Below are 12334 nucleotides of genomic sequence, written 5' to 3'. Positions count from 1 at the left end.
CGTGTCCCGACCCCCGTGGGGCGGGCCCCGGCCGACCGGGCGCCACCCCGGCTGGCCCGCGCGCACCCGGACCCTGAGGGTGCCGGCGGGCGTCGTCGAGCTGCGGCCGGTGCGCCTGCGGGACGGCCGGGCCTGGTCGCGGATCCGGCAGCGGGACGAGGAGCACCTCGCCCCGTGGGAGCCGACGCTGCCCGGCCCGTGGGCGGAGCGGAACGCGCTCTCGGAGTGGCCGGCGCGGTGGAGCGCGCTGCGCTCGATGGGCCGCGCGGGCCAGGCGCTGCCGTTCACGCTGCTCGTCGACGGCGAGTTCGCCGGTCAGGTCGTGATCGGCAACGTGGTGCGCGAGCCGTTGCTCTCGGCGTACGTCGGCTACTGGGTCAGCGCGCAGGTCGCGGGCGGCGGTGTCGCGACGGCGGCCGTCGCCCTGGCCGTCGACCACTGCTTCGCCCGCGTCGGCCTGCACCGCATCGAGGCGACGGTGCGGCCGGAGAACCTGCGCAGTCGGCGGGTGCTCGCGAAGCTCGGCTTCCGCGAGGAGGGGCTGCTGCGCCGGTACCTGGAGGTCGACGGCGACTGGCGCGACCACCTCGTCCTCGCGGTCACCGAGGAGGACGTGCTGCCCGACGGCCTGGTCGCCCGGTTGCTCCGGGCCGGCCTCGCCGAGCGAGATCGATAGTCACACCCACATGGCCGAGGGGTTGAGACTTCCGAACCATCCGGTCGAGTGCTAAGGGGCCCGAACCTGCTGGCGTGAGGTTCCCCTACTGGAGGGATCTCGTCACCGCTCGCACACGACACGCCGTGTCGGCTGCGAGGCCCACGGGGCTCGTGTGACTAGCGTGGCGCCTGCGACGAACCGGATCCGGTCCGTCGCGGTCGTCCCAGGTGGGGGGTGTGCGGTGCCGAGCTCGGTCGTGTTCGCGGCCCTGGTCCTGGCGTGGCTGGTGGTCCTCGTCCCGGTCGTGGCCCGGCGTCGCCAGATGGTTCCCCGACCCGCCGAGGCCGATCTGAGTGCCCGGGTGCTGCCGCGGACGGCGGGCGCACCCCTGATCGAGGAGGTCCCCGTGACCACTGCGCAGGCGGACGCACGCACCGGACGCACGGTGGCGGCCGGAGGCGGTGGGACGAACGGTGCCGCGACCGGCACGGTGCTGGCCGAGCGCGCGGACGAGACCCCCGAGGCCCTCGACGCCGAGCTCGACCTCGACGCCCAGCACGACGAGGACCTCGAGGACCTCGACGACGAGCTCGAGGACGAGCGGCCCGAGCTCGACGAGTACGACGACGACCCCCGCCCCGCCGGGCGCGAGCGGGTCCTGCGCCGGGCCCCGCACCCGGACGACGACGAGTACCTCGAGGACGAGTACCTCGACGACGAGTACCTCGACGAGGACCTCGAGGACGACGAGCCCGTCGCCGAGCGTGCCCTGCGCACCTACCGGCCGGGACGGGGCGGCTTCGACCCCGACGCCGCGGCCGCCGCGGCGCGCGCCCGCTACACGTTCCGCCAGCGCGTCGCGCTCGGCCTGATCGCGGTGGCGGTGCTCTCGGCGCTGGCCGCGCTGGTCGTCTCGAGCGCCATGTGGTGGCTGCACGCGGCCGCCGACGTCATCCTGGTCGGCTACCTGGCCTTCCTGCGCCGCCAGACGCGCATCGAGGAGGAGGTGCGCGTCCGTCGCGCCGCCCGCCTGTCCGGGGAGCGGCGCGCGATGGAGGCCCGTCGCGCCCGTCAGGCCGAGCACGAGGCGCGGATGGCCGCGATGCGCGAGCAGGACTGGATCGACGGGGAGTACGAGGCCGACGACCTCGACGACGAGCAGGTCCGGTTCGAGGACGAGGAGCTCCGCGCCGCGTCCTCGCCCCGCTGGGCGGCCCCGCGCACCCCGGCGCCGCCGGTGCCCGACGACCTCGAGCTGGTCGACGACACCGACGACGACCCGGCGTTCCACGACCTCGACGGCGAGCGCTCCTACGGCTACCGGCGGGCCGCCGGGGCGTGACCCGGCATCCGGTCGCGATCGACGGCGTTGCTAGAGTCGTCATCGCACCAGGGGCTGTGGCGCAGTTGGTAGCGCGACTCGTTCGCATCGAGTAGGTCAGGGGTTCGATTCCCCTCAGCTCCACTCCTTCTCTCTCCGGATCACCAGTCGGCTCGCCGGGCGATCGCCGCGAGCTCCGCCGGATCGGCGACGGCGTCGGCCGGGTCCTCGGGCCAGGCCTCGATCTGCTCGCTCGCCCAGTCCGCCCAACGCGCCACGGTCGCGTAGAGATCGGTGAAGAACGCGCCGGCGAGCATGCCCTGGGCCGCGCGGTCCTGGAACGGTCCCTCGCCGGCCGCATACTCCCGCGCCGCCACGAGGTTCTCGACGTTGTGCCGCTCTGCCCAGGCGCGCGCGGCGGCGACCGTGCGCAGGGCGTCATCCCGGGTCCCGTGCTCGGCAAAGCTGACGACGCGCGCCGCGGCCCGGGCGGCCCCTGCGGGGGAGGCCCTCGGGATCGACCTCTCCGGCCGCATGATCAACCTGGCCCGTGCCCTGGCGGAGCGCGAGGGCGTGCCGAACGCGCGGTTCGAGCGCGCCGACGCCCAGGTCCACCCGTTCCCGACGGCCGGGGTCGACGCGGTGATCAGCCGCACCGGCGCCATGTTCTTCGGCCGGCCCGACGTCGCCTTCGCGAACCTGGCCCGTGCCCTGCGTCCCGATGGGCGGCTGACGCTCCTGACCTGGCAGTCCGCGGTACGCAACGAGTGGATCGGCGCCTTCGCCAGGGCCCTGGCCGGCCGGGAGCCTCCGGCGCCGCCGCTCGGGACACCCGGTCCGTTCTCGCTCGCCGACCCCGATGAGGTGCGTGCCCTGCTCGGGGACGCGGGGTTCGCCGACGTCCGGTGCGAGGGGCTGGCGCGCCCGATGGTCTACGGGCGCGATGCCGAGGAGGCCCACGCGTTCGTCCTCGGACTCCTCGGCTGGATGCTCGCGGGGCGCACACCGGCCGAGCAGGAGCAGGCGTCCGACGCCCTGCGCACGACCCTGCAGGAGCACGAGGGCCCCGACGGCGTCGCGCTGGCGTCGGCGACCTGGCTCGTGACGGCCCGCCGCGCCTGAACTCCTGGCGTCGCCGACCTCGGCGAACAAGTCAGCGCCAGGACGGCAGCCACAGCTCCGCGTTCCAGCGGTCGGCGGTGATCCAGGCGCCGACGAGGATCGGCCACAGCCACGCGAAGTTGGCGACGACGAGGCCGGTGTAGATGCCGACCACGAGCGTCCCGACCCGCCGGCGCTCGAGCCCCTGCTCCCGCCGGCCGAGGAACTCCCCGAGGGCCAGCACCACCGCCAGGACCAGGAACGGCGCCACGGGCGTCATGTAGAAGAAGTACATCTGGCGGTCGAGGTTGGTGAACCACGGCAGGAAGCCCGCGCCGTAGCCCACGAGCACCGCGGCGTGGCGCCAGTCGAACGTCGTCACGACGCGCCAGATCGACCAGCCGAGCGCCGGCACCGACGCCCACCAGAGGGCGGGCGTCCCGATCAGCATCACCGCGGACACGCACGACGGGCCGCCGCAGCCGGCCTCGGCGGTGCCCGATTCGTAGGAGTAGAGCATCGGGCGCAGCCCCATCGGCCACGTCCACGGCTTGGACTCCCAGGGGTGCGGCGACCCGCGCGGGGTGTCGAGCGTGGCGTGGAACTCCAGCACCTTGGTGCTGTAGTACGCCAGCCCGCGCAGCCAGTCGGGCAGGAACGCCGCCGCCCCGCCGACGGGCAGCTGCTGGCCGACGGCGTGCCGGTCGGTGCCGGTCTCGCTCGCGATCCAGGGCAGCCAGCTCGCGAGGTAGCACAGCACCGGGACGGCGAGGAACGCCCACACCGCGGGGGCGACGTCACGGACGAACGTGCCGACGAACGGGCGCGCGACGCCCGCGGCCCGCCGGGCGGCCATGTCGAAGCCGATCAGCAGGGCGCCGAAGAAGACGATGTAGTAGAGGCCCGACCACTTCGCGGCGAGCGACAGCCCGAGGCACGCGCCGGCGGCCAGGCGCCACCACCGCACGCCGAGGCGCGGCCCGTACACGGTCTGCGCGATGCGGCCCTCCGCGACGACCACCGCGAGCCGGGACCGCACGTCGTCGCGGTCGACCAGGATCGCCGCGAACGCGAGCAGCACGAACAGCGCCGGGAAGATGTCGATCATGCCGACGCGCGCGGACACGTGGCTGACCCCGTCGGCGATCAGCAGGACGCCGGCCAGGGCGCCGAGCAGCGTGGAGCGGGTGAGGCGCCGGGCCACCCGGACGATCGCCAGGATCGCGATCGTGCCGGCCAGCGCCGATGCGGCGCGCCAGCCCACCGGGTCGTACCCGAACACCCACTGCCCGACCGCCATGAGCTGCTTCGACAGCGGCGGGTGGACCACCAGCTCGTAGCCCGGGTTGTCCTCGTACCCGCCGTTGCGCAGGACCTGCCAGGCCTGGGGGACGTAGTGCTTCTCGTCGAAGATCGGGGTGCCCTGGTCGGTGGGCCACCCGACGTTCCAGAACCGGACGATCCCGCCGACGACGGTGAGGACGAGCGCGACGATCCAACCGCGCAGGCGGTCGGTGGGCATCGGTCGCCCGAGCAGCTGGGCGACGGCCGGTGCGTCCTTCGGCGACGGGAGCACGCTCGCCGCGTCCGGCGTCGGGCGCGCGATGGTGGCCGTCACGGCTGCCGATCGTATGGTCTCGGGGATGCCTGGGAAGCAAGATGGGGGTGCGGACGGGGTGCTCCTCCTGGCGGGCGTCCCGCTGGGTGACCCCGCGGACGCCTCTGCGCGGCTGCGCGACGCGCTGGCCACGGCCGACGTCGTCGCCGCGGAGGACACCCGCAGGCTCGCCCGGTTGGCGTCCGACCTCGGCGTGGGAGTGGGCGGGCGTGTCGTCACCTTCCGCGAGGACAACGAGGTCGCGCGCACGCCGGGCCTGGTCGAGGAGGTGCGCGGCGGCGCGACCGTCCTGCTGGTGACCGACGGCGGGATGCCGAGCGTGTCGGACCCCGGCTACCGCGTCGTCACGGCGTGCCTCGACGCCGGGCTCGCCGTGCGCTGCCTGCCCGGGCCGTCGGCGGTGCTGATGGCGCTCGCGGTCTCCGGCCTGCCGACCGACCGCTTCTGCTTCGAGGGCTTCGCCCCGCGCACCGACGGGAAACGACGGACGTGGTTCCGCGAGCTCGCCGGCGAACGGCGCACCGTGGTGTTCTTCGAGTCCCCGCGCCGCCTCGCGTCCCTGCTGGCCGTGGCCGTGGAGGTGCTGGGCCCCGACCGCGCCGGCGCGATCTGCCGGGAGCTGACCAAGACCCACGAGGAGGTCGTGCGCGGCCCGCTCGCCGACCTCGCGGCGTGGGCGGGCGCCCGGGACGTGCTGGGGGAGGTGACCGTGGTGCTGGGGCCCGCGGTCGTGGTGACGCCGGAGCCCGAGGACCTCGCGGAGGAGGTCCTCGGGCTCGTCGCCGACGGCCGGCGCCTCAAGGACGCCGCGCGCGACGTCGCGACCGTCCACGGCGTATCGACGAAGGCGCTCTACGACGCGACGGTGCAGCTACGGAAGTAGGACGAGCTTGCCCGCCACGCGGCGGGTCTGGTTGTCGTCCTGGGCCCTCCCGGCCTCGGCGAGCGGGTAGGTGACGACGGTCGGGGCGCGCAGCCGCCCCTCGGCGAGCAGGCCGAGGGCCTCGGCCAGGGCGCGGCGCTCGTCGTCCGGGTCGCCGCCGGAGGTGAACGTGACGCCGAGCTCCTGCGCGCCGGCGTAGTCGGCGATCGTGATCGCCTTCTCCGGGGCGCCCGTGAGCGCGACGAGGTCCCGGAGCCCGCCGTAGCCCGAGGTGTCGAAGCCCAGGTCGACGCCGTCCGGTGCCACGGCGCGGACCCGGTCGGCGAGGCCCTCGCCGTACACCACCGGGGTGGCGCCGAACGCGCGCAGCTCGTCCTGGTGGGCCTCGCCCGCGCTGCCGATCACGGTCGCGCCGCGGGCCACCGCGAGCTGCACCGCGAAGACGCCGACGGACCCGGCCGCGCCGTCGATGACGATCGTGGTGCCGGTGTGGTCGCCCTCGCCGAGGCCCAGCAGGGCGAGCGCGCGGTACGCCGTGCTCGCGACCACCGGCAGGGCCGCGGCGGTCTCCCATCCCACCTCGGCGGGCTTGCGCACGAGGGCCCGGACATCGGCCACGGCCTCCTCGGCGTAGCCGCCGCCGGTGGCCTTGCCGACGACCTCGTCGCCCACGGCGAACTCCGTCACGCCCTCGCCGAGCGCGTCGACGACGCCGGCGACGTCGTACCCGGGCACCTGGGGCTCGTCCGGCGCGTCCCCGGACGCCATCCCGCCGCCGCGGAGCTTCCAGTCCAGCGGGTTGACGGCGGCGGCGCGCACGGCCACCCGGACCTGGCCCGGGCCGGGCGTCGGGTCCTCGCGGTCGACGAGCTCGAGGACCTCGGGACCGCCGTAGCGGCGGTACTGCACGACCTTCGATGTCATGTCCGTGCGCAACGTCCCGGGGTCGTCGTGCATGCCCGCCCGGTACGACGAACGACCTATCGGCGTGCTCGACGAGACGTTCGCTGCTTCTAGGCGCCCGAACTCCCCGTTCGCTCGGCCGCCCGCAGCGCCACCGTGGCGCCGAGCTCCCACGCCGCCTCGCGCTCGGCGCTGCCGATCTCGCCGGTGGACTCGCAGACCTCCGCGACCTGCTCCCACCCGAGCGCGCCGGTGATCCGCAGGACGTCGCGGACGGCGCCGGCGACGTCCGACCCGCCGTGCACGTACAGCCCGAACGGGCGCCCGGCGGTCGCGTCCAGGCACGGGTAGTAGATCTGGTCGAAGAAGTGCTTGAGCGCGCCCGACATCGTCCCGATGTTCGCCGGCGTGCCGAGCACGATGCCGTCGCAGGCCAGCACGTCCGCCGCGCCTGCGGTGAGGGCCGGCCGGCGGACGACCTCCACCTCGGCCTCGATCTCGTCGGCGCCCGCGCCCTCGACGACGGCGCCCAGCAGCTCGTGCAGGCTCGGCGAGGGGGTGTGGTGGACGACGAGCACCGTGGTCATGGTGTTGGCGTCATGGTGTCGGGGTCACGGGGTCGGGCTCTCCTGCAGCGCGGCCTCGACGAGCCGCGCCAGGAGCGCGCCGGTGCGCGCGGCGGAGGCGTGCACGGCGTCGATGACGGCGAGGTGGTCGACGGGCGCGTCCGTGGTGCCCGCCGCCGGGTTGCTCACCAGCGCGACCCCCGCGACCCGCACCCCGGCGGCGCGCACGGCGATCGTCTCGAGCACCGTCGACATCCCGACCAGGTCGGCGCCCAGGGTGGCCAGCATGCGGATCTCGGCCGGGGTCTCGAAGTGCGGGCCGGGCAGCCCCGCGTACACGCCCTCGGCGAGGTCCGGGTCGATCCCGCGGGCCAGGGCGCGCAGCCCCGGGTCGTAGGCGCCGGTGAGGTCGACGAACTCGGGCCCGAGGAGCGGCGAGCGTCCCGTGAGGTTCAGGTGGTCGGTGATCAGCACCGGCTGGCCGACCGCGTACGACGGGTCGATCCCGCCGGCGGCGTTCGTCAGCACGACGCTCGTGGCGCCGGCCGCGCAGGCCGTCCGGACCGGGTGCACGACCTGCTCCGGCCCGTGGCCCTCGTAGAGGTGCGTGCGACCCAGGAGCACCAGCACGCGTCGGCCGCCGAGCTCCACCGACCGCGCCACCCCGGCGTGGTCGGGCGCGCCGGGCGGGGTGAAGCCGGGCAGCTCGGAGAACGGGATCTCCGCGACGGGCGGGCCGAACGCGTCGGCCGCGGGCCCCCAGCCGGAACCGAGCACCACCGCGACGTCGTGGGTCAGGGCGCCCGTGCGTCGTGCCAGCTCGGACGCGGCCTCCTCGGCGGAGGGACGGGGCGGCGCGAGCGGCTCGATATCGGTCATCGGCGGCGAGCCTAGGGGGGCGGTGCGGCGAAGCTGTCGGCGACGGCCTGGAACTGGTCGGGCGCCCCGACGACGTCGCTGCTCGTGGCGGTCAGCCGGATCACCCACAGGCTGGTGCCCGACGGCACGAGGCGCGTCCACGTCGTCCGGTCGTCGGTCGGTCCGGAGGTGGTGCGGTAGACGGTCTGCTGGGGTGACTCCCCGCCCGGGGTGCCCGCGCCGACCGTCTCCACCGGGCCGACCGACGAGCCGTCCACGCCCAGGCTGTCCGGCCGCGAGAGCAGCGCGACGTAGTCCGCGGCGCGCTGGGACGGGTAGAAGCCGGTGACGCGGTCGATCCGCAGCTCGCGGCCCGCGTCCGGCGACACGAAGCGCACCGTGACGTCGCCGCCGGGCTGCTCGAGCCGGAACTGCTGCCAGCCGGCGGGCACCAGCGCGCTGAAGTCCAGGCCGGTGCCCGCGTAGCGCTGGTCGGTGTCGGCGTGCGCGACGAGCACCGTGCCGGCGACCTCGGGCCCCGCGGGCGTGAGGTCCGTCGACAGCGCCCCCTGGCCGGCCAGCGAGCGGGTCAGCGCGTACGCCCCGATCGCCCCGAGCGCGGCCATCAGCACGAGCAGCACGACTACCCCGGCCACGGCCCACGGCGACCGGCGCGGTGCCGGTGCCGGCCGCGCCGACGGCGTGAACGGCAGCGGGCCCGGGTCGGCGGCCAGCCGCTGTCCGGTGGCGCTCGGGCTCGGAGCCGCCGCGGCGGGCCGCGGCGGCGGGGGCCGCCACCCCGGGGCCGGGGCCCCACCGGGCGGCGTCCAGCGCCCGGGCGTCGGCGGGCCGACGGTGCGGGGCGGCGGAGCCGGCGGGCGGCGCACCGCCCGCGTGACGTCCTCGGAGCGCGGCACCCGCGGGGCGGCGACCGTCGTGGTCTCGGCGTCGCCCGGTGCCGACACCGCGGCCCGCGCCGCCGCCGGCCGGCCCTGGCCGTTGCCCGGCGCGGCGGGCGCGGGCTTGTCGGTGGGCTCGTCGGCGGCGGGCTCGGGCGCGTCCGCCTCGGCCGCCGTGGCCTCGGACGTCTTTTCGGGCGTCTTCTCGGACCGGGCCTCGGCAGGCCCCTTCGCCTCGGCGTCCTCGGCGTCCTCGGCGTCCTCGCCGTCGGCGGCCGCCGACGGCGACGCGTCGTCGTCGGCCGTGTCGGCGCCCGCCGTCTTCTCGGCGGGCTCCGCCCCCGGGGTGTCGGTGTCCGTGCTCGCGGCCGCGTCGTCGCCCGCCGCCGCGGTCTCCGGGGCGTCCGGCTCCTCGACCGCCGCGGCGTCCGCCGCCTCGACCTCGGTCTTCTCCTCGGCGGACGGAACCTCGGTCGGCTCGTCGTTCCCGTCCGTACCCGCCTCGACCTCACTGGCCTCGACGACCTCGTCCTCGGACCCCTCGGCGCCGGACTCGACCTCGGTGTCCTCGGACGCCTCGACCTCGGACGCCGCGGGCGCCTCGGCAGGCGCGTCGTCCGCCGCGGGCTCCGACCCGTCGGGCTCCTCGGCCCCCTCGGCCTCGGCCGGCGCCTCGGCCTTCTCGCCGCTGCCGTCCTCGCCGGCGGCACTCGCCGCCACCGCCGCGCCGGCCGCCACCGCCGCGCCGGCGGCCGCCTGCTCGCCCGAGACGGCCTCGTCCTTCTTCTCGGGCGCCTCCTGCGGCGGGTCCGCGACGCCCGCCTCGTCCACCGCGGCGTCCTCGTCCACCGCCGCCCCGGACGCGCTCCCGGCCTCGGTCCCCGACCGCGGGGTGGGGGAGGGCTTGGCGTCCGGCGTCGGGCGCGGGCTCGCCGGCACCTCGCCCGGAGCGTCCGGCGACCCCTCGACCAGCGTGCCGGCCGGCCCCCGCGAGGAGGACGCCGGGACCGGCATGATCCCGGCCTGGTCGCTGACCTCGCCCGCCCGCGGCACCCGGAACGCCGCGGTGCGCGGCGAGGACGGGGCGGCGAGGACGGGACCCTCCGGGTCGGACAGCAGCGGGCGCAGGCGCCGGCGGACCGCGGCGAGCGGCATGCGCAGCGCGGGGTCCTTGACCATCAGGCCCCGGATGACGTCGACCACGGGCCCGCGCCCGGTGGGCACCGGGACGTCGCCGTGCACGACCTCGGTGACCGTGCCGACGGGGTCGCCCGCGTCGTAGGGCGGGCGTCCCTCGAGGCAGGCGAAGAGGGTGGCGCCGAGCCCCCAGAGGTCGGCGGCCGGCCCGACCGCGCGGCCCATCGCGACCTCGGGCGCGATGTAGGGCGGGGAGCCGAGCACGGTGCCCGTCTGCGTCATCGACTGCTCGGCCGCGTTCCGGGCGATCCCGAAGTCGGTGAGCTTGATCTGCCCGTTCTCGCCGATGAGCACGTTGCCGGGCTTGACGTCGCGGTGCGTGATGCCCGCCCGGTGCGCCGTCGTGAGCGCCGACGCCACCGCGGAACCGATCTCGGCCGCCTCGGGCTGGGTGAGCGTGCCGCGCTCGCCGATGTAGCTCGCGAGGCTCCGCGAGGGCAGCAGCTCCATGACGACGTAGGGCTCGGAGTTGACCTCGACGACGTCGTAGAGGGTGACGACGTTGGGGTGGCTGAGCATCGCCGTGGCCCGGGCCTCGCGCAGCGTCCGCTCCCGGACGATGCCGCGCTCGTTGACCGGCACGGACGACAGCCGCACCTCCTTGACCGCGACGGCGCGGTGCAGGACCTCGTCGTACGCGGACCACACGGTGCCCATGGCGCCGCGGCCGAGCTCGTGCTCGAGGCGGTAGCGCCCGACGAGCCGGCGGGGACCGGGGGCGTCGGCGGGTCCGGGGGTCACGTCCCCATCATGGCAACGCCGACCGTTGGGCGGACCGCCCCCGGGGTACCCCGCGACGAACGACGTGCGACGGACGGGCGACGATCGCCGGGCAGCGGCCCGGCACACCGGTGACCAGCACCGACCGCCCGCTCGTCGGACCGTCCTGCGGGGTGGTCCGCCGCACACAGAGCGGTCGCGACCCCTCGGCGCGAGGGCGGTCTCGTTGCCCACAACCGCCGTCCGGCGCAGGCATGCTGGGCCGGACAGTCGGACTCGCCACGGGTTCGGCACAGGAGGTGTGTTCGATGACTCTGGCACAGCCACGCCCGGAGACGGCCCCCGTGGCCGACCTCGGCGCGGGCCACGGCCCGGAGTGGATCGACCGCTGGCTCACCGCGCACGCCGACGACGTCGTCTCCTGGCGGCGGGCGATCCACGCCCGCCCCGAGCTCGCCCGTCACGAGCACGAGACCACCCGCCTCGTCGCCGAGACCCTGGTCGCCGCGGGCCTGCGCCCCCGGCTCCTGCCCGGCACGGGCCTGGTCTGCGACATCGGCGAGGGCCCGCGCACCGTCGCCCTGCGCGCCGACATCGACGCCCTGCCGCTCACCGAGCAGACCGAGGTGCCCTGGGCGTCCCGGGTGCCGGGTGTCGCGCACATGTGCGGCCACGACGCCCACACCGCCATGGTCCTCGGCGCCGGGCTCGCGCTGGCCGCGTCCCCGCAGGAGCTGCCCGGCCGGGTGCGGCTGATCTTCCAGCCCGCCGAGGAGGTGCAGCCCGGCGGCGCGCTCGACGTCATCGCCGCCGACGGGCTCGACGGGGTCGACCGCATCTTCGCGCTGCACTGCGACCCGCGTCTCGAGGTCGGCAAGGTCGGCACGCGCACCGGGGCGATCACCTCGGCCTGCGACATGCTCGAGCTGCGCCTCACCTCGCCCGGCGGGCACACCTCGCGCCCGCACCTCACCGCCGACCTCGTGCACGCGCTCGGCACGGTCATCACCGGCCTGCCCGACCTGCTCTCCCGCCGGGTCGACCCGCGCTCGGGCACCGTCCTGGTCTGGGGCACCGTCCAGGCCGGCAACGCCACGAACGCCGTCCCGCAGCAGGGCGTGCTCGGCGGCACGCTGCGCACCGCCCAGCACGCGACGTGGAACGAGCTCGAGCCGCTGGTCCGCTCGCTGGTCACCGCGCTGCTCGCGCCCACCGGCGTCGGCTACGTGCTCGAGCACCGCCGCGGCGTCCCGCCGGTGGTCAACGACGCCGTCTCCGCCGACCTGCTGGCCCGCGCGGCCGAGCGGGCCGTCGGGCTCGACGCCGCGGTCGGCACCGAGCAGTCCAGCGGCGGCGAGGACTTCGGCTGGTACCTCGAGCACGTCCCGGGCGCGATGGGTCGTCTCGGCGTCTGGTCGGGGTCGGGCGACATGTCCGACCTGCACCAGCCCACGTTCGACCTCGACGAGCGTGCCCTGCCGGTCGGTGTGCGGACGCTGGCGCACGCCGCGCTGGCCACCCTCGCGGGCTGACCCGGACGCATCTGCTTGGCGCGCCCGGCGAACGGTCGGGCACGATGGCGGCCGTGAGCGATGCAACGGTGACCGCCA

General features: G+C 76.1%; 11 protein-coding genes and 1 tRNA gene. 6 read left to right on the top strand and 6 right to left on the bottom strand.

Features of this window, described 5'->3' with window-relative positions; translation table 11 throughout:
• Position 1: 1 nt before the first annotated feature.
• The 3 genes from OG774_RS13065 (at position 2) to OG774_RS13055 (ending at position 2123) form a co-directional block, all read left to right on the top strand.
• A complete protein-coding gene (locus OG774_RS13065) occupies positions 2-676 on the top strand; it encodes a GNAT family N-acetyltransferase (protein ID WP_328310027.1) in 675 nt (224 codons plus the stop codon).
• Between the two features lie 223 nt (positions 677-899).
• A complete protein-coding gene (gene sepX / locus OG774_RS13060) occupies positions 900-2000 on the top strand; it encodes a divisome protein SepX/GlpR (RefSeq protein ID WP_328310025.1) in 1101 nt (366 codons plus the stop codon).
• Between the two features lie 50 nt (positions 2001-2050).
• Positions 2051-2123, top strand: a tRNA-Ala gene (locus tag OG774_RS13055).
• Positions 2124-2140: 17 nt separating this feature from the next.
• Here the strand turns inward: OG774_RS13055 and OG774_RS13050 are convergent.
• The gene (locus OG774_RS13050; RefSeq protein ID WP_328311226.1) at positions 2141-2515 is read right to left on the bottom strand and encodes a hypothetical protein; all 375 of its coding nucleotides are present in this window, start codon (positions 2513-2515) and stop codon (positions 2141-2143) included.
• Here OG774_RS13050 and OG774_RS13045 point away from each other — a divergent pair.
• The gene (locus tag OG774_RS13045) at positions 2406-3101 is read left to right on the top strand and encodes a class I SAM-dependent methyltransferase (protein WP_328310024.1); all 696 of its coding nucleotides are present in this window, start codon (positions 2406-2408) and stop codon (positions 3099-3101) included. The genes OG774_RS13050 and OG774_RS13045 overlap by 110 nt on opposite strands.
• Positions 3102-3132: 31 nt before the next feature.
• Here OG774_RS13045 and OG774_RS13040 read toward each other — a convergent pair whose 3' ends face one another.
• Positions 3133-4698 (bottom strand): dolichyl-phosphate-mannose--protein mannosyltransferase, encoded by a 1566-nt coding sequence (locus OG774_RS13040; RefSeq protein ID WP_328310022.1) that lies wholly within the window; start codon positions 4696-4698, stop codon positions 3133-3135.
• A gap of 25 nt (positions 4699-4723) precedes the next feature.
• On the opposite strand from OG774_RS13040, the gene rsmI reads away from it, so the two are divergent.
• Positions 4724-5581 (top strand): 16S rRNA (cytidine(1402)-2'-O)-methyltransferase, encoded by an 858-nt coding sequence (gene rsmI / locus OG774_RS13035; RefSeq protein ID WP_328310020.1) that lies wholly within the window; start codon positions 4724-4726, stop codon positions 5579-5581.
• Here rsmI and OG774_RS13030 read toward each other — a convergent pair.
• Genes OG774_RS13030 through OG774_RS13015 form a run of 4 tightly spaced genes read right to left on the bottom strand, consistent with a single transcriptional unit; the run spans position 5570 to position 10745 of the window.
• Positions 5570-6538 carry an NADP-dependent oxidoreductase gene (locus OG774_RS13030; protein ID WP_328310018.1) on the bottom strand — a complete coding sequence of 323 codons (969 nt, stop codon included), beginning with the start codon at positions 6536-6538 and terminating at the stop codon, positions 5570-5572. The genes rsmI and OG774_RS13030 overlap by 12 nt on opposite strands.
• Positions 6539-6594: 56 nt before the next feature.
• Positions 6595-7071, bottom strand: a complete 477-nt coding sequence (locus OG774_RS13025; protein ID WP_328310016.1) for a flavodoxin family protein — start codon at positions 7069-7071, stop codon at positions 6595-6597.
• 24 nt (positions 7072-7095) lie between these two features.
• Positions 7096-7929 (bottom strand): purine-nucleoside phosphorylase, encoded by an 834-nt coding sequence (locus tag OG774_RS13020; RefSeq protein WP_328310014.1) that lies wholly within the window; start codon positions 7927-7929, stop codon positions 7096-7098.
• Positions 7930-7940: 11 nt separating this feature from the next.
• Positions 7941-10745, bottom strand: a complete 2805-nt coding sequence (locus OG774_RS13015; RefSeq protein ID WP_328310012.1) for a serine/threonine-protein kinase — start codon at positions 10743-10745, stop codon at positions 7941-7943.
• Positions 10746-11032: 287 nt separating this feature from the next.
• On the opposite strand from OG774_RS13015, the gene OG774_RS13010 reads away from it, so the two are divergent.
• Positions 11033-12256, top strand: a complete 1224-nt coding sequence (locus tag OG774_RS13010) for an amidohydrolase (protein ID WP_328310011.1) — start codon at positions 11033-11035, stop codon at positions 12254-12256.
• Positions 12257-12334: the final 78 nt, after the last annotated feature.

It is taken from the genome of Actinomycetospora sp. NBC_00405, assembly GCF_036044095.1.
Taxonomy (GTDB): Bacteria; Actinomycetota; Actinomycetes; order Mycobacteriales; family Pseudonocardiaceae; genus Actinomycetospora; species Actinomycetospora callitridis.
Note: the sequence above shows the minus strand (reverse complement) of the source record. Positions and strands in the feature narration are given on the sequence as shown.